Origin of the sequence: Pseudomonas sp. AE27, assembly GCF_037113495.1 — a bacterium.
Taxonomy (GTDB): domain Bacteria; phylum Pseudomonadota; class Gammaproteobacteria; order Pseudomonadales; family Pseudomonadaceae; genus Aquipseudomonas; species Aquipseudomonas palmensis.
Genome location: NZ_CP146966.1, coordinates 1,167,142 through 1,183,552 on the forward strand (window position 1 = coordinate 1,167,142; position 16,411 = coordinate 1,183,552).

Here is a 16,411-nt window from a genome sequence, read left to right on the forward strand (position 1 = left end):
AGCCGGGCGTCAAAACGCGGGGGCAATCAGATGCGTTTGGCTTGTGCCGCGGCATTACCGATGTAGTTGGCCGGGGTCAGCTTCTTCAGCTCGGCGCGGGCTTCGGCCGGCATGTCCAGGCCATCGATGAAGGTTAACAGCGCTTCAGGGCTGATACCTTTGCCGCGGGTCAGCTCTTTGAGCTTCTCGTACGGGTTTTCGATGTCGTAGCGGCGCATCACGGTCTGGATCGGCTCGGCCAGGACTTCCCAGCAGGCGTCCAGGTCTTCGGCGATGCGGGCTTCGTTGATTTCCAGCTTGCTGATGCCCTTGAGGCTGGCCTCGTAGGCGATCACGCTGTGGGCGAAACCGACGCCCAGGTTGCGCAGCACGGTGGAGTCGGTCAGGTCGCGCTGCCAGCGCGAGATCGGCAGCTTGCTGGCCAGGTGCTGGAACAGCGCGTTGGCGATGCCCAGGTTGCCTTCGGAGTTCTCGAAGTCGATCGGGTTGACCTTGTGCGGCATGGTCGAGGAACCGATTTCGCCTGCAATGGTGCGCTGCTTGAAGTAGCCCAGCGAGATGTAGCCCCAGATATCGCGATCGAAGTCGATCAGGATGGTGTTGAAGCGGGCGATTGCGTCGAACAGCTCGGCAATGTAGTCGTGCGGTTCGATCTGGGTGGTGTAGGGGTTGAACACCAGGCCCAGCTCGTCTTCGATGAAGGCGCGGGCGTTGGCTTCCCAGTCGATCTGCGGGTAGGCCGACAGGTGGGCGTTGTAGTTGCCCACGGCGCCGTTGATCTTGCCCAGCAGCGGCACGGCGGCAACCTGGGCGATCTGGCGCTCCAGGCGGTACACCACGTTGGCCAGCTCTTTGCCCAGGGTAGTCGGCGAAGCCGGTTGGCCGTGGGTGCGCGACAGCATCGGTACGTCGGCGAAGCGGTGGGCCAGTTCGCGGATCGACTCGGCGATCTGGCGCATCAGCGGCAGCAGCACGCTGTCGCGGCCTTCGCGCAGCATCAGGCCGTGGGACAGGTTGTTGATGTCCTCGCTGGTGCAGGCGAAGTGGATGAACTCGCTGACCTTGGCCAGTTCCGGCAGCTGGGCGGCCTGCTCCTTGAGCAGGTACTCGATGGCCTTGACGTCGTGGTTGGTGGTGCGCTCGATCTCTTTGACGCGCTCGGCGTGCTCGAGGGCGAAGTCGTCGGCCAGGGCGTTGAGCACGGCGTTGGCTTCGGCGGAAAACGCTGGTACTTCAGCGATTTGCGGGTGGGCGGCCAGGCGCTGGAGCCAGCGGACCTCGACCAGGGCGCGGAAACGGATCAGGCCGTATTCGCTGAAGATGGGGCGCAGGGCCTGGGTTTTGCCGGCGTAGCGGCCGTCAACAGGGGAAACCGCAGTGAGCGAGGAAAGCTGCATGGGGTGTTCTCGGACAGTCGGGCAACGAAAAGGGCGCATATCATACATGAAAAACGCGCCCGGGTTTTGAGGGTGACAAAAGGTCTTTCGGGCCTTTTCGCTGGCAAGCCAGCGAAGGCCGCGACGCGGTCAGGGTCAGCCGCGCAGCATCGGGTACAGCTCCTTGAGCAGCTTGCGCCGGCTGATCACCAGCTGCCAGCGGTGTCCGCCCAGCTGGCGCCACAGGCGCGCAGCACGGATGCCGGCCAGCAGCAGGGCGCGGATCTTCGAGGCATTGTTGGGCTGCTGCAGGTTGCGCATGTCGCCATGCACCTGGATACGCTGGCGCAGGGTGCTCAGGGTGTCCTGGTAGAGGGCGCCGCACGAAGCGATCACGTTTTCATGCACCAGGCCGAAATGATCGGCCTGGGACTGGATCTGCGGCAGGCGCTTGCCGATGGTGTCGAGCATGTCGCCACGCTTGGCCAGCTGGCGCTCCAGGCCCAGCATCGACAAGGCGTAGCGCAGCGGCTCGCGCTGCAGGCTGGCAGGGTCGCGCTCCAGCGCGCTGGCCAGGGCGCGGTAGCCATCCTTGAGGTTCAGGTCGTCACCGCCGAACACCTCCAGGGTGTCCTTGGGGTCGCGTACCAGCAGGCTGCCGAGCATGCAGCCCAGGTCGGCCTCGCTGGCCTGGCCCGTGCGGGCGATTCGGTCGACCAGCACGGCGGCCTGGAATACCCCGCCCAGGGCCACCAGTTGCTCTTGCATCTGGTTCATCAGCGGCTGCTCCAGGGCTCGGCCACTTCGATCACACCGCCCCCCAGGCATACCTCACCGTCATAGAACACCACCGACTGGCCCGGCGTCACGGCGCGCTGCGGCTCGTCGAAAACGGCGCGGTAACCGCTTGCGGTGCGTTCCAGGGTGCACGCCTGGTCGCTCTGGCGGTAGCGCACCTTGGCCGTCAGCTGGCGCGGGCTGGAGAGGTCGACGGGGTTGACCCAGAAGATCTCCGAGGCGAGCAGGGCGCGGGAGAACAGCCACGGGTGCTCGTTGCCCTGGCCGACCACCAGCACGTTGCGGCTGAGGTCTTTCTCCAGCACGTACCACGGCTCGTCGCTGGCATCCTTGAGGCCGCCGATGCCCAGGCCCTGACGCTGGCCGATGGTGTGGTACATCAGGCCGTGGTGCTGGCCGATGACTTCACCCTCGGTGGTCTGGATTTCACCGGGCTGCGCCGGCAGGTATTGCTTGAGAAAATCGCTGAAGCGGCGCTCGCCGATAAAGCAGATACCGGTGGAGTCCTTCTTCTTGGCCGTGGCCAGGCCGTGTTTTTCGGCGATGGCGCGCACCTCGGGCTTTTCCAGTTCGCCCACCGGGAACAGCGTGCGGGCGATCTGCTCGCCGCCGACGGCGTGCAGGAAGTAGCTCTGGTCCTTGTTCGGGTCCAGGCCCTTGAGCAGCTCGGTACGCCCGTCGATGTCGCGGCGGCGCACATAGTGGCCGGTGGCGATCAGGTCGGCACCGAGCATCAGGGCGTAGTCGAGGAACGCCTTGAACTTGATTTCGCGGTTGCACAGGATGTCCGGGTTTGGCGTGCGCCCGGCCTTGTACTCTTCCAGGAAGTGCTCGAACACGTGGTCCCAGTACTCGGCGGCAAAGTTGGCAGTGTGCAGCTTGATGCCGATGCGGTCGCACACGGCCTGGGCATCGGCCAGGTCTTCGCGGGCGGTGCAGTATTCGGTGCCGTCGTCCTCTTCCCAGTTCTTCATGAACAGGCCTTCCACCTGGTAGCCCTGCTCGATCAGCAGGAGGGCGGAGACGGAAGAGTCCACGCCGCCGGACATGCCGACGATGACGCGTGTCTTTTCGGGTTCGTAGAGTGCTGGACTGGTCATAGGTACCGGCTGTGTATCTGGAAAAAGACGTCGATTCTATCAGGCTGCGCCGCGCAAGGCGAAAGCCGCGGCTTCAATTGCGGATCAGGCTCAGGCTGTGCAGCGGGCCGGCCAGGTAGTCGTCGATGCATTGCGGCACCAGCTCGCTGCGCCAGCGCTCGGGGTCGGCCAGCAGTTCGTCGCGGGTGAGCCAGGTGGCGCGCACGATGTCGCTGTCCAGGGCGCGCTCGGGGTGGTGGCGAAGCGGGCGGGCAGCGAAGCAGATGCGCTGGTAGGTCACGCCGTTGCTGGGGGCGGTATAGAGGTAGATGCCGACGATGCCGGTAAGCTCGACGTCCCAGGCGGTTTCTTCGAGGGTCTCGCGCAGGGCGGCTTCGAGCAGGGTTTCGTTGGCCTCGAGGTGGCCGGCGGGCTGGTTGAAGACGTGCCGGCCGGCCTTGAATTCCTCGACCAGCAGGAAGCGGCCGTTGTCTTCGACGATGGTGGCGACGGTGATGTGGGGTTGCCAGGTCATGCGGGTGCCTTCGTAGTGGGTTGGCGTGCCTCTTCGCCGGCAAGGCCGGCTCCTACAAAGGGCTGTAGGAGCCGGCCTTGCCGGCGAAGAGGGCGCCGCCGATGTCCAGAAAGCACAAACCCCGGTGCGTGGCCGGGGTCTGTGTGTCAGCTCAAGCCAACCTTACAGCGCGGCAACCGCGTTGTTGAAGGTCTGGCTCGGGCGCATTGCCTTGGCGGTCAGCTCGGCATCGGGGTAGTAGTAACCACCGATTTCAACCGGCTTGCCCTGGACTGCGTTGAGCTCGGCGACGATGGTCGCTTCGTTCTCGGTCAGTGCCTTGGCCAGCGGTGCGAAGCGTGCTTGCAGCGCCGCGTCATCGGTCTGTGCAGCCAGTGCCTGGGCCCAGTACAGGGTCAGGTAGAAGTGGCTGCCACGGTTGTCGATGCTGCCAACCTTGCGCGCAGGGGACTTGTTGTTGTCCAGGAACTGGCCGGTGGCCTGATCCAGGGTCGCAGCCAGTACCTTGGCCTTGGGGTTGGCGTAGGCGGTGCTCAGGTGCTCGAGCGAAGCTGCCAGGGCCAGGAACTCGCCCAGCGAATCCCAGCGCAGGAAGTTTTCTTCCACCAGCTGTTGCACGTGCTTGGGTGCCGAACCGCCGGCGCCGGTTTCGAACAGGCCGCCGTTGTTCATCAGCGGCACGATCGACAGCATCTTGGCGCTGGTGCCCAGCTCCATGATCGGGAACAGGTCGGTCAGGTAGTCACGCAGCACGTTGCCGGTGACCGAGATGGTGTCTTCGCCGGCACGGATGCGCTGCAGCGAAACCTTCATGGCCTCGACAGGCGACAGGACACGGATGTCCAGGCCGGTGGTGTCGTGGTCTTTCAGGTACTTCTGGACCTTCTCGATCAGCACGCCGTCGTGGGCGCGTTGCGGGTCGAGCCAGAAGATCGCCGGGGTGGCGCTGGCGCGGGCACGGTTGACGGCCAGCTTGACCCAGTCCTGGATCGGCGCGTCCTTGGTCTGGCACATGCGGAAGATGTCGCCGGTCTCGACATCCTGGGACAGCAGCAGGTTGCCCTTGCCGTCGACGACGCGGATCACGCCATCAGCCTTGGCCTGGAAGGTCTTGTCGTGGGAGCCGTACTCTTCGGCCTTCTGTGCCATCAGGCCGACGTTCGGCACGCTGCCCATGGTGGTAGGGTCGAAGGCGCCATGTTGCTTGCAGTCTTCGATCACCGCCTGGTAGATGGTGGCGTAGCAGCGATCCGGGATCACTGCCTTGGTGTCCTGCAGCTGGCCTTCGGTGTTCCACATCTTGCCCGAGTCGCGGATCATCGCCGGCATCGAGGCGTCGACGATGACGTCGCTCGGCACGTGCAGGTTGGTGATGCCCTTGTCGGAGTTGACCATGGCCAGCGCCGGGCGCACGGCATACACGGCCTGCACGTCGGCTTCGATCTGGGCCTGCTGCTCGGCTGGCAGGTCCTTGATGCGGGCGTACAGGTCGCCGATGCCGTTGTTCAGGTTGAAGCCGACCTGCTCCAGTACGGCGGCGTGCTTGGTCAGCGCGTCCTTGTAGTACTCGGCGACGATCTGGCCGAACATGATCGGGTCGGAGACCTTCATCATGGTGGCTTTCAGGTGAACCGACAGCAGTACGCCCTGGGCCTTGGCTTCTTCGATCTGGGCAGCGATGAAGCTGCGCAGGGCCTTGGTGCTGAGCACGGCGCAGTCGACGATTTCGCCGGCCTTGACCGCGGTTTTCTCTTTCAGGACGGTGGTCGAACCGTCCTTGGCCAGCAGTTCGATGCGCAGGCTGTCATCGGCTTCGATCAGCGCGGCTTTTTCGCTGCCGTAGAAGTCGCCGTTGTCCATGTGCGCGACGTGCGACTTGGAGTCGGCTGCCCAGGCGCCCATCTTGTGCGGGTGCTTGCGGGCGTAGTTCTTGACCGACAGCGGTGCGCGGCGGTCGGAGTTGCCTTCGCGCAGTACCGGGTTCACGGCGCTGCCCTTGATGCGGTCGTAGCGGGCGCGGGCTTCTTTTTCCGCGTCGGTGCTGACGGTGTCCGGGTAGTCCGGGATGTTGAAGCCCTTGGCTTGCAGCTCCTTGATCGCGGCCTTCAGCTGCGGTACCGAGGCGCTGATGTTCGGCAGCTTGATGATGTTGGCTTCAGGCGTGGTTGCCAGTTGGCCCAGTTCTGCCAGGTGGTCGGCCACTTGCTTGTCGGCGCCGAGCTGTTCAGGGAAGGCAGAGAGGATACGGCCAGCGAGCGAGATGTCACGGGTTTCGACGGCGATGTCGGCAGTGGCGGTGAACGCTTCGACGATGGGCAGCAGTGAGTAGGTGGCGAGGGCGGGGGCTTCGTCGGTGAAGGTGTAGATGATCTTGGATCGGGTGGGCATATTCGGGTTAACTCTCTGTTTTGCTGAGCGTGCGCGGAATCTCGAGGGGTGCGCAGGATAGGCGCTTCGCTCAAGCGGATCCATGAGCAGAAGGTCGAGGATTCCGGGCTGTGATGGTGGGTTGCATCAGTCGAGTGTCAAACGGCTGAACTGCGGTAACAGCCCAGTCTTGTCGGGGCCGGACGTCTCTATTCGGACCGGTCGCCCCCAGTGACCCTTTGGTCACCGGCGGAGTATATCAAACCCTTGGTCGTAATCATCAAGGTCAACATGTCGGATGGCCACTTTTAGACCAAAGACGTAGAGCGTTTTACGCTGGTATGACGGTTTTTTCGGCGAGGTTTGCGTCTGCGTTCAACTGGGTTAGGCTCTGGGGATTGCATGAAGTCCTATCAACCAGAAAAAAGCGGAGTGCAGCATGGGATACCAGAAAATCAAGGTTCCGGCAGTCGGTGACAAAATCACCGTCAACGCAGACCATTCTCTCAATGTTCCCGACAATCCGATCATCCCCTTCATTGAAGGTGACGGTATTGGCGTCGATGTCAGCCCGGTGATGATCAAGGTGGTCGATGCTGCAGTCGAAAAGGCCTATGGCGGCAAGCGCAAGATCTCCTGGATGGAGGTGTACGCCGGCGAGAAGGCCACCCAGGTCTACGACCAGGACACCTGGCTGCCCCAGGAAACCCTGGATGCGGTGAAAGACTACGTGGTATCGATCAAGGGCCCGCTGACCACCCCGGTCGGCGGCGGCATCCGTTCGCTGAACGTCGCCCTGCGCCAGCAACTGGACCTGTACGTGTGCCTGCGTCCGGTGGTGTGGTTCGAGGGTGTGCCCAGCCCGGTGAAAAAACCTGGCGACGTCGACATGGTGATCTTTCGCGAGAACTCCGAGGACATCTATGCCGGCATCGAGTGGAAGGCCGGCTCGCCCGAGGCGAACAAGGTCATCAAGTTCCTCAAGGAGGAAATGGGTGTCACCAAGATCCGCTTCGACCAGGATTGCGGCATCGGCATCAAGCCGGTTTCCAAGGAAGGCACCCAGCGCCTGGTGCGCAAGGCCCTGCAGTATGTGGTGGATAACGACCGCGAGTCGCTGACCATCGTGCACAAGGGCAACATCATGAAGTTCACCGAGGGGGCCTTCAAGGACTGGGGCTACGAGGTGGCCAAGAACGAATTCGGCGCCGAGCTGCTCGATGGCGGCCCGTGGATGAAATTCAAGAACCCCAAGACCGGGCGTGAAGTGATCGTCAAGGACGCCATTGCCGACGCCATGCTCCAGCAGATCCTGCTGCGTCCGGCCGAGTACGACGTGATCGCCACCCTCAACCTGAACGGTGACTACCTGTCCGACGCCCTGGCGGCGGAGGTGGGCGGTATCGGCATCGCGCCGGGTGCCAACCTGTCGGACACCGTGGCCATGTTCGAGGCCACCCACGGCACGGCGCCCAAGTACGCCGGCAAGGATCAGGTCAACCCTGGTTCGGTGATCCTGTCGGCCGAGATGATGCTGCGTCACCTGGGCTGGACCGAGGCGGCGGACCTGATCATCAAGGGCACCAACGGGGCTATCAAGGCCAAGACCGTGACCTACGACTTCGAACGCCTGATGGAAGGCGCGACGCTGGTGTCGAGCTCGGGCTTCGGTGAGGCGCTGATCAAGCACATGTAAGCGGGCAGCAAAAGGCCGGCCTGTCCGAGAGGGCAGGCCGGCCCTGGTGTTCCTGGGGTGTTCAGGCGTCGATCGTGGTCGCGCTGCCGGCGGGCTCGCTCTGGGCGCTGGTGACGACGGGTCTTATGTTCTGCGCATGAAACCCCTTGGGTGCCTGAATGATATCGAATGTGACGACTTGTCCGGCCTTCAGGGTCTTGTAACCTTCCATGTTAATGGCAGAGAAGTGGGCAAACAGGTCCTCATCCTTGCCATCCTCGTTGATGAATCCGAATCCCTTGGCATTGTTGAACCACTTGACTTTGCCGGTTGCCATCCTCATATCCCTCTGCAAAGGACTCCATCACTGGAGTATCATCCACTCCATCCGCCTATGAACCTGCGAAAATTCTGGTTGACTGCGCGGATCTTTATCGACCACGGTGGGCTCTTATTGGTTGTAACACCGATTTGCCGATAGTCAAGGTCAGGCGACGGCCGTTCCGGCGTGTGGCCAGGCGGTCCACATTCAACCTTAACCTGTCGAAATGATGAATTTCTTTCCATGCATGCACATAGCCAGATTCGACTAACATTCAATCAGGATCGCCCGCAGCAGGATGAGGACGATGGCTCTGGTCTGGCGGTACAGGAAGCCAAGCCCGCGCTGCAGGCACCACCGATGTACAAGGTGGTTTTGTTCAACGATGACTACACACCGATGGATTTCGTCGTCGAAGTGCTCGAGGTGTTTTTTAACCTGAATCGCGAGCTGGCGACCAAGGTCATGCTGGCCGTCCATACAGAAGGGCGGGCAGTGTGCGGATTGTTTACCCGCGACATCGCCGAGACCAAGGCCATGCAGGTCAACCAATACGCCCGGGAAAGCCAGCATCCGCTACTCTGTGAAATCGAGAAGGACGGTTAATCGCCGACCACTTGGGTATGAGGTGAAGCTATGTTAAACCGCGAGCTCGAAGTCACCCTCAATCTGGCCTTCAAGGAGGCCCGTTCGAAGCGTCATGAGTTCATGACCGTCGAACACCTTCTGCTGGCGCTTTTGGATAATGAGGCCGCCGCAACCGTTTTGCGTGCCTGTGGAGCCAACCTCGACAAGCTCAAGCACGACCTGCAGGAGTTCATCGACTCCACCACGCCACTGATCCCCGTGCATGATGAAGACCGCGAGACCCAGCCAACCCTGGGCTTCCAGCGGGTGCTTCAGCGTGCCGTGTTCCATGTACAGAGCTCGGGTAAACGTGAAGTCACCGGCGCCAATGTGCTGGTGGCGATCTTCAGCGAGCAGGAAAGCCAGGCGGTGTTCCTGCTCAAACAGCAAAGTGTCGCGCGAATCGACGTGGTCAACTACATCGCCCACGGTATCTCCAAGGTGCCGGGCCATGGCGAACACCAGGACGGCGAGCAGGACATGCAGGACGAAGACGGCGGCGAAGCCTCGTCCTCGAGCAATCCGCTGGACGCCTATGCCAGCAACCTCAACGAACTGGCACGCCAGGGGCGTATCGACCCGCTGGTGGGGCGCGAGACCGAGGTCGAGCGCGTGGCGCAGATCCTTGCGCGTCGGCGCAAGAACAACCCGCTGCTGGTGGGCGAGGCCGGGGTGGGCAAGACCGCCATCGCCGAAGGCCTGGCCAAGCGTATCGTCGACGGGCAGGTGCCTGACCTGCTGGCCCAGAGCGTGGTCTATTCGCTGGACCTGGGAGCCTTGCTGGCCGGTACCAAGTACCGTGGAGACTTCGAGAAGCGCTTCAAGGCGCTGCTCGGCGAACTGCGCAAGCGTCCGCAGGCGATCCTGTTCATCGACGAAATCCACACCATCATCGGCGCCGGTGCGGCATCGGGCGGGGTGATGGATGCGTCCAACCTGCTCAAGCCGCTGCTGTCTTCGGGTGATATCCGTTGCATCGGCTCGACTACGTTCCAGGAGTTCCGCGGCATCTTCGAGAAGGACCGGGCCCTGGCGCGGCGCTTCCAGAAGGTGGATGTCAGCGAGCCGTCGGTGGAAGACACCATCGGCATCCTGCGCGGCCTCAAGGGGCGTTTCGAGTCCCATCACAGCATCGAGTACAGCGATGAGTCGCTGCGTGCCGCAGCGGAGCTTGCAGCGCGCTACATCAATGACCGTCACATGCCGGACAAGGCCATCGACGTAATCGACGAAGCGGGGGCGTACCAGCGCCTGCAGCCGGTCGAGAAGCGCGTCAAGCGCATCGATGTGCAGCAGGTGGAAGACATCGTCGCCAAGATTGCGCGCATTCCGCCAAAGCACGTCACCAGTTCCGATAAGGAGCTGCTGCGCAACCTGGAGCGCGACCTGAAGCTGACCGTGTTTGGCCAGGATGCCGCGATCGATTCGCTGGCCACCGCCATCAAGCTGTCGCGTGCGGGCCTGAAGGCGCCGGACAAGCCGGTGGGCTCGTTCCTGTTTGCAGGCCCTACCGGGGTCGGCAAGACCGAGGCGGCGCGTCAGCTGGCCAAGGCGCTGGGGGTCGAGCTGGTGCGTTTCGACATGTCCGAGTACATGGAGCGTCACACCGTGTCGCGCCTGATCGGTGCGCCTCCGGGCTATGTCGGTTTCGACCAGGGCGGCCTGTTGACCGAGGCCATCACCAAGCAGCCACATTGCGTGCTGCTGCTCGATGAAATCGAGAAGGCTCACCCGGAAGTCTTCAACCTGCTGCTGCAGGTGATGGACCACGGTACCCTGACCGACAACAACGGGCGCAAGGCGGACTTTCGCAACGTCATCGTGATCATGACCACCAACGCCGGCGCCGAGACTGCGGCACGGGCCTCGATCGGGTTTACCCATCAGGACCACTCGTCCGACGCGATGGAAGTGATCAAGAAGAGCTTCACGCCGGAGTTCCGCAACCGCCTGGACACCATCATCCAGTTTGGTCGCCTGAGCCACGAAGTGATCAAGAGCGTGGTCGACAAGTTCCTCACCGAACTGCAGGCCCAGCTGGAAGACAAGCGCGTACTGCTGGAGGTGTCGGATGCTGCTCGCAGCTACCTGGCAGCCGGTGGCTACGATGCGCAGATGGGTGCGCGGCCCATGGCGCGGCTTATCCAGGACAAGATCAAGCGGCCGCTGGCCGAAGAGATCCTGTTTGGCGAGCTGGCCGAGCATGGCGGCGTGGTGCACATCGACCTGCGCGATGGCGAGCTGGTGTTCGACTTCGAGACCACGGCCGAGATGGCCTGATCGCGTTCGCCGGCACGGCCGGCTCCTGCGGGGTGATGCAGCCCTGGTAGGGGTCGGCCTTGCCGGCCAGGCTTTTCAGGCAGGCACGCAAAAACGCCCGGCACTGGCCGGGCGTTCTTGTGTGTAGCGTTTAGCGGGCGCGGTAGGTGATGCGCCCTTTGCTCAGGTCATAAGGCGTCAGTTCGACGCGGACCTTGTCGCCGGTGAGAATACGGATGTAGTTCTTGCGCATCTTGCCGGAGATATGCGCGGTAACGACGTGCCCATTTTCCAACTCCACGCGGAACATGGTGTTGGGCAGGGTGTCGACGACAGTGCCTTCCATTTCGAAGCTGTCTTCTTTCGACATGCAGTAAAGCCCTCGGTGTCCAGTTGCCGGCCCGGTGCAACTGCGCCAGGCTAAAAAGTGGCGTGCATTGTGCCCGAAAAATGGGGTTCAAGCCAAGGGTTTCAGTTAAGCGTGACCCATCGTTGATTGATCAGCAGCTCGATGGGGCGGTACTGGGTCTTGTAATTCATCTTTTTGCAGTTCTTGATCCAGTACCCGAGATAGACCGCTTCAAGCCCCAGGCGCAGGGTTTCGCTGATCTGCCAGAGGATCGCGAAACGTCCCAGGCTGCGCCGTTCTTCCTGGGGTTCGTAGAAGGTGTACACCGCCGATACGCCGTTGGGCAGCAGGTCGGTGACCGCCACCGCCAGCAGCTTGCCGTCCAGGCGAAACTCGTAGAAGCGTGAAAACGGCAGGTCGCGGACCAGGAAGGTGGAGAACTGGTCGCGGCTGGGCGGGTACATGTCGCCGTCGGCATGGCGCTGCTCGATGTAGCGGCGGTACAGCTCGAAGTATTCTTCGTTGAACCGAGGGCGTGCGGGGGTCACCACCAGGTCGGCGTTGCGCTTGATGATGCGCTTCTGCTGGCGATTGGGCGTAAAGCGAGCCGCCGGGATGCGCGCAGGTACGCACGCATTGCAGTTCTGGCAATGCGGGCGATACAGGTGGTCGCCGCTGCGACGAAAGCCCATTTCCGACAGGTCTGCGTAGACGTTGGCGTCCATTGGCTGGCTCGGGTCGAGAAACAGCGTGGTGGCTTGCTCGTCTGGCAGGTAGCTGCAGGCATGGGGTTGAGTGGCATAAAACTTCAACCGCGCCAGCTCTGTCATGATCAACCCCTCGGGAGGTGCGTTTGGATTAAGTGTAAGCCAGCTGTGAAAACTCGCCTAGCAAACGCCAGGACGTCAGGCCCAGCTGACGTTGGCCGGCTGGTCGAGGTAGTTGCGCAGGTACTCGGCAAAGGCGCTGCGAGCGATGGAGCGGGCGCCGAGGCTGTGCAGGTGGTTGGTGGGCATCTGGCAGTCGATGAGCACGAAGCCGGCCGCCTTGAGGTGTTCCACCAGGTGCACGAAGCCCACCTTGGAGGCGTTGTCGGCGCGGCTGAACATCGATTCGCCAAAGAACAGGCGGCCCATGGCCAGGCCGTAGAGCCCGCCCACCAGCTCGCCGTTTTCGCGCACTTCCACCGAGTGGGCGAAGCCCTGCTGGTGCAGCGTGAGGTAGGCAGCCTGCATGGGGTCGGTGATCCAGGTGCCGTCGGCATAGTCGCGAGGCGCCGCACAGGCACTGATCACGCTGGCAAAGTCCTGGTCGAAGCTGACCTGATAGCGGCCCTGGCGAATGACCTTGCGCAGCGAGCGCGACACGTGCAGCTCGTCCGGGAACAACACGGTGCGCGGGTCGGGCGACCACCACAGGATCGGCTGGCCGTCCTGGTACCAGGGGAAGCAGCCATGGCGATAGGCCTGCACCAGGCGCTCGGCACTCAGGTCGCCGCCGGCGGCGAGCAGGCCGTTGGGTTCGTGCAGGGCCTTTTCCAGTGGCGGGAAGTCCAGGTTGTTGCGGCTCAGCCAGGTCAGCATGGAGGTGGGTCGCCGTGCGGTGGAGGAGGGGAGGGGAAGGATCGCCGCAAAAGGCTTCGTCGGCAAGGCCGGCGCCTGCCGTTGCGCCGCCGGCGTTGGCGGGCGGCGCAACTTAACCTGCACTATGCTGTCCCAACTACGCAAAAACCCCGCATAAGCCTTTGTCACAAAAGAGAATGCGTGCTCAAATTGCCGTATAGGAAATTGGCCCCCGTTTACGCCTCGTTCCGGCGTGCCGTCATGGCGGCAGGCGGGCAGTAATGTTAAAAGTAGTGGTTTGTTGACCCGGTCGCCCGGTCGACCCCTGTTGGACGCGCATTGAGCGCAGGAATAGACGCGTTTTGAAGAAATCCACCGCAACACCCAACCCCGAGCCGATCTGGCGCCAGCAGCTGCACTACCGGCTCAAGGAAGGTGCGCTGATCGCCATGGGCGCGCTGTGCCTGTACCTGTGGATGGCCCTGCTCACCTACGACCAGGCCGACCCGGGCTTCAGCCATACCAGCAATGTCGAGCAGGTGCAGAACGCCGCCGGTCGCGCCGGGGCGTTCTTTGCCGACGTGTTGTTCATGGTGCTGGGCTATTTCGCCTATATCTTCCCGTTGCTGCTGGCGATCAAGACCTGGCAGATCTTCCGCGAACGTCATCAGCCCTGGCAGTGGAGCGGCTGGCTGTTCTCCTGGCGTTTGATCGGCCTGGTGTTCCTGGTGCTGTCGGGCGCCGCGCTGGCGCATATCCATTTCCATTCGGCCCCGAACCTGCCGGCCTCGGCGGGCGGCGCGCTGGGCGAAAGCCTGGGTGACCTGGCCAAGAACGCGCTGAACGTGCAGGGCAGCACCCTGATGTTCATCGCGCTGTTCCTGTTCGGCCTGACCGTGTTCACCGACCTGTCGTGGTTCAAGGTGATGGACATCACCGGCAAGATCACCCTCGACCTGTTCGAACTGTTCCAGGGGGCGGCCAACCGCTGGTGGGCCGGGCGCAACGAGCGCAAGCGCCTGGTTGCCCAACTGCGTGAAGTCGACGAGCAGGTGCACGACGTGGTGGCGCCTGTGGTGCCCGACCGCCGCGAGCAGCTCAAGGCCAAGGAACGCATCATCGAGCGCGATACCGCGTTGAGCAAGCATGTGGCCGAGCGCGAGCAGCATGTGCCACCGGTGATCATGCCGGCGCCGGCCAAGGCCCCAGAGCCGAGCAAGCGCGTGCAGAAGGAAAAGCAGGCGCCGTTGTTCGTGGACAGCGCCATCGAAGGCACGCTGCCACCGATTTCGATTCTCGACCCGGCCGAGAAGAAGAAGGTCAACTACTCGCCAGAGTCCCTGGCGGGCGTGGGCCATCTACTGGAAATCAAGCTCAAGGAGTTCGGGGTTGAAGTGTCGGTGGACTCGATCCACCCCGGCCCTGTGATCACCCGCTACGAAATCCAGCCGGCCGCCGGGGTCAAGGTCAGCCGCATCGCCAACCTGGCCAAGGACCTGGCGCGCTCGCTGGCGGTAACCAGCGTGCGCGTGGTCGAAGTGATCCCGGGCAAGACCACGGTGGGTATCGAGATCCCCAACGAAGACCGCCAGATCGTGCGCTTCTCCGAGGTGCTGTCGTCGCCGCAGTATGACGAGGCCAAGTCGCCTGTGACCATGGCCCTGGGGCACGATATCGGCGGCAAGCCGGTGATCACCGACCTGGCCAAGATGCCGCACCTGCTGGTGGCCGGTACCACAGGTTCCGGTAAATCGGTGGGCGTGAACGCGATGATCCTGTCGATCCTGTTCAAGTCCGGCCCCGAAGACGCCAAATTGATCATGATCGACCCGAAGATGCTCGAGCTGTCGATCTACGAAGGCATCCCGCACCTGCTGTGCCCGGTGGTCACCGACATGAAGGACGCCGCCAATGCCCTGCGCTGGAGCGTGGCCGAGATGGAGCGCCGCTACAAGCTGATGGCGGCCATGGGCGTGCGCAACCTGGCCGGCTTCAACCGCAAGATCAAGGACGCCGAAGAAGCGGGCGAGCCGATCTACGACCCGATGTTCAAGCGCGAAAGCATGGATGACGTGCCGCCGCTGCTCAAGACCCTGCCGACCATCGTGGTGGTGGTGGACGAATTCGCCGACATGATGATGATCGTCGGCAAGAAGGTCGAAGAACTGATCGCCCGTATCGCGCAGAAGGCGCGGGCTGCCGGTATCCACCTGATCCTGGCCACCCAGCGTCCGTCGGTGGACGTGATCACCGGCCTGATCAAGGCCAACATCCCGACCCGCATGGCGTTCCAGGTATCGAGCAAGATCGACTCGCGCACCATCATCGACCAGGGCGGCGCCGAACAACTGCTGGGCCATGGTGACATGCTGTACATGCCGCCGGGCACAAGCCTGCCGATTCGCGTGCACGGCGCCTTCGTGTCCGACGAAGAGGTTCACCGCGTGGTCGAGGCCTGGAAGCTGCGCGGCGCCCCGGACTACAACGACGACATCCTCAGCGGTGTCGAAGAGGCCGGCAGCGGCTTCGATGGGGGCGGTGGTGGTGGCGGTGACGATGACGCCGAAACCGACGCGCTGTACGACGAGGCAGTGCAGTTCGTGCTCGAAAGCCGTCGTGCCTCCATTTCCGCGGTACAGCGCAAGCTCAAGATCGGCTACAACCGCGCCGCCCGCATGATCGAGGCGATGGAAATGGCCGGTGTGGTCACTGCCATGAACACCAACGGTTCGCGTGAAGTGATTGCGCCCGGACCGATGCGCGACTGATGATTCCTTATCTGCCGGCGGCCATTGACGGCCGCCGGCCCACCCCTACTGCAACGAGGATTTCCATGCGCCTGATTCGCATGCTGTTGGTTTCCGCCATGGCCCTGTCCAGCGCTTCGGTTTTCGCCGCAGAGGCGGACGTCAAAAGCCTGACCCAATTGCTGGAGACGTCCAAGACCATTTCTGCCGGTTTCTCGCAACTGACCCTCGATGGCAGCGGCACCCAGTTGCAGGAAACCACCGGTCAGATGGCGGTGCAGCGCCCTGGCCTGTTCTACTGGCACACCGATGCGCCTGCCGAGCAGGTGGTGGTGTCGGACGGCAAGAAGGTGACCCTGTGGGACCCGGACCTGGAGCAGGCGACCATCAAGAAGCTCGACGAGCGTCTGACCGAAACGCCGGCCTTGCTGTTGTCGGGTGATATCTCGAAAATCAGCCAGAGCTTCGATATCACCTCCAAGCAACAGGGTGACGTGATCGATTTCACGCTCAAGCCCAAAACCAAGGACACCCTGTTCGACTCGCTGCGCCTGTCGTTCCGCAAGGGGCTGGTGAACGATATGCAACTGATCGACAGCGTCGGCCAGCGCACCAATATCCTGTTCAGCGGGGTCAAGGCCAATGAGCCGATCCCGGCGAGCAAATTCAAGTTCGTCGTGCCTGAAGGCGCCGACGTGATTCAAGAGTAAAGAGG

General features: G+C 62.8%; 14 protein-coding genes. 5 read left to right on the plus strand and 9 right to left on the minus strand.

The features are described 5' to 3' along the window. Window positions 1-26: 26 nt before the first annotated feature. The 5 genes from purB to V9K84_RS05515 form a co-directional block, all read right to left on the minus strand. On the minus strand, window positions 27-1,397 hold the full coding sequence (gene purB / locus V9K84_RS05495; RefSeq protein WP_043860860.1) for an adenylosuccinate lyase: 1,371 nt from the start codon (window positions 1,395-1,397) through the stop codon (window positions 27-29). Between the two features lie 135 nt (window positions 1,398-1,532). Continuing rightward, the gene (gene hflD, locus V9K84_RS05500) at window positions 1,533-2,153 is read right to left on the minus strand and encodes a high frequency lysogenization protein HflD (protein ID WP_043860859.1); all 621 of its coding nucleotides are present in this window, start codon (window positions 2,151-2,153) and stop codon (window positions 1,533-1,535) included. Next, entirely contained in the window at window positions 2,153-3,274 is a 1,122-nt protein-coding gene (mnmA, locus tag V9K84_RS05505) for a tRNA 2-thiouridine(34) synthase MnmA (RefSeq protein WP_058541215.1), read from the minus strand. The genes hflD and mnmA overlap by 1 nt, the downstream gene beginning before the upstream one ends. Before the next feature lie 73 nt (window positions 3,275-3,347). Further along, window positions 3,348-3,788 (minus strand): NUDIX hydrolase, encoded by a 441-nt coding sequence (locus V9K84_RS05510; RefSeq protein ID WP_088515154.1) that lies wholly within the window; start codon window positions 3,786-3,788, stop codon window positions 3,348-3,350. 162 nt (window positions 3,789-3,950) lie between these two features. After that, window positions 3,951-6,176 carry an NADP-dependent isocitrate dehydrogenase gene (locus V9K84_RS05515; RefSeq protein ID WP_338794266.1) on the minus strand — a complete coding sequence of 742 codons (2,226 nt, stop codon included), beginning with the start codon at window positions 6,174-6,176 and terminating at the stop codon, window positions 3,951-3,953. 418 nt (window positions 6,177-6,594) lie between these two features. Between V9K84_RS05515 and icd the strand changes: the two genes are divergently transcribed. After that, window positions 6,595-7,851 (plus strand): NADP-dependent isocitrate dehydrogenase, encoded by a 1,257-nt coding sequence (gene icd, locus V9K84_RS05520; protein ID WP_043860855.1) that lies wholly within the window; start codon window positions 6,595-6,597, stop codon window positions 7,849-7,851. Between the two features lie 61 nt (window positions 7,852-7,912). Here icd and cspD read toward each other — a convergent pair whose 3' ends face one another. Beyond that, window positions 7,913-8,167: a cold shock domain-containing protein CspD gene (cspD, locus tag V9K84_RS05525; protein ID WP_058541364.1), complete on the minus strand. Its 255-nt coding sequence runs from the start codon at window positions 8,165-8,167 to the stop codon at window positions 7,913-7,915. A 228-nt stretch (window positions 8,168-8,395) separates the two neighbouring features. On the opposite strand from cspD, the gene clpS reads away from it, so the two are divergent. Both clpS and clpA read left to right on the plus strand, forming a co-directional pair. Then, entirely contained in the window at window positions 8,396-8,758 is a 363-nt protein-coding gene (clpS, locus tag V9K84_RS05530; RefSeq protein ID WP_043860853.1) for an ATP-dependent Clp protease adapter ClpS, read from the plus strand. Window positions 8,759-8,788: 30 nt separating this feature from the next. Then, complete coding sequence (gene clpA, locus V9K84_RS05535; RefSeq protein WP_043860852.1) at window positions 8,789-11,059, plus strand: ATP-dependent Clp protease ATP-binding subunit ClpA; 2,271 nt, start codon at window positions 8,789-8,791, stop codon at window positions 11,057-11,059. A 130-nt stretch (window positions 11,060-11,189) separates the two neighbouring features. On the opposite strand, the gene infA is transcribed toward clpA, so the two are convergent. The 3 genes from infA to aat form a co-directional block, all read right to left on the minus strand. After that, window positions 11,190-11,408, minus strand: a complete 219-nt coding sequence (infA, locus tag V9K84_RS05540) for a translation initiation factor IF-1 (protein ID WP_002553999.1) — start codon at window positions 11,406-11,408, stop codon at window positions 11,190-11,192. A 101-nt stretch (window positions 11,409-11,509) separates the two neighbouring features. Then, window positions 11,510-12,217, minus strand: coding sequence for an arginyltransferase (locus V9K84_RS05545; RefSeq protein WP_043860851.1), 708 nt, complete (start codon window positions 12,215-12,217; stop codon window positions 11,510-11,512). A 75-nt stretch (window positions 12,218-12,292) separates the two neighbouring features. Further along, window positions 12,293-12,970 (minus strand): leucyl/phenylalanyl-tRNA--protein transferase, encoded by a 678-nt coding sequence (aat, locus tag V9K84_RS05550; protein WP_088515153.1) that lies wholly within the window; start codon window positions 12,968-12,970, stop codon window positions 12,293-12,295. Between the two features lie 341 nt (window positions 12,971-13,311). On the opposite strand from aat, the gene ftsK reads away from it, so the two are divergent. Beyond that, window positions 13,312-15,717, plus strand: coding sequence for a DNA translocase FtsK (ftsK, locus tag V9K84_RS05555; RefSeq protein WP_088515152.1), 2,406 nt, complete (start codon window positions 13,312-13,314; stop codon window positions 15,715-15,717). A 65-nt stretch (window positions 15,718-15,782) separates the two neighbouring features. Next, window positions 15,783-16,406 (plus strand): outer membrane lipoprotein chaperone LolA, encoded by a 624-nt coding sequence (gene lolA, locus V9K84_RS05560; RefSeq protein ID WP_043860848.1) that lies wholly within the window; start codon window positions 15,783-15,785, stop codon window positions 16,404-16,406. Window positions 16,407-16,411 lie beyond the last annotated feature (5 nt).

Bases quoted from the DNA above. Each gene is read 5' to 3' on its own strand.
- purB (WP_043860860.1), bottom strand. From the start codon at position 1,397: ATGCAGCTTTCCTCGCTCACTGCGGTTTCCCCTGTTGACGGCCGCTAC.
- hflD (WP_043860859.1), bottom strand. From the start codon at position 2,153: ATGAACCAGATGCAAGAGCAACTGGTGGCCCTGGGCGGGGTATTCCAG.
- mnmA (WP_058541215.1), bottom strand. From the start codon at position 3,274: ATGACCAGTCCAGCACTCTACGAACCCGAAAAGACACGCGTCATCGTC.
- V9K84_RS05510 (WP_088515154.1), bottom strand. From the start codon at position 3,788: ATGACCTGGCAACCCCACATCACCGTCGCCACCATCGTCGAAGACAAC.
- V9K84_RS05515 (WP_338794266.1), bottom strand. From the start codon at position 6,176: ATGCCCACCCGATCCAAGATCATCTACACCTTCACCGACGAAGCCCCC.
- icd (WP_043860855.1), top strand. From the start codon at position 6,595: ATGGGATACCAGAAAATCAAGGTTCCGGCAGTCGGTGACAAAATCACC.
- cspD (WP_058541364.1), bottom strand. From the start codon at position 8,167: ATGGCAACCGGCAAAGTCAAGTGGTTCAACAATGCCAAGGGATTCGGA.
- clpS (WP_043860853.1), top strand. From the start codon at position 8,396: ATGCATGCACATAGCCAGATTCGACTAACATTCAATCAGGATCGCCCG.
- clpA (WP_043860852.1), top strand. From the start codon at position 8,789: ATGTTAAACCGCGAGCTCGAAGTCACCCTCAATCTGGCCTTCAAGGAG.
- infA (WP_002553999.1), bottom strand. From the start codon at position 11,408: ATGTCGAAAGAAGACAGCTTCGAAATGGAAGGCACTGTCGTCGACACC.
- V9K84_RS05545 (WP_043860851.1), bottom strand. From the start codon at position 12,217: ATGACAGAGCTGGCGCGGTTGAAGTTTTATGCCACTCAACCCCATGCC.
- aat (WP_088515153.1), bottom strand. From the start codon at position 12,970: ATGCTGACCTGGCTGAGCCGCAACAACCTGGACTTCCCGCCACTGGAA.
- lolA (WP_043860848.1), top strand. From the start codon at position 15,783: ATGCGCCTGATTCGCATGCTGTTGGTTTCCGCCATGGCCCTGTCCAGC.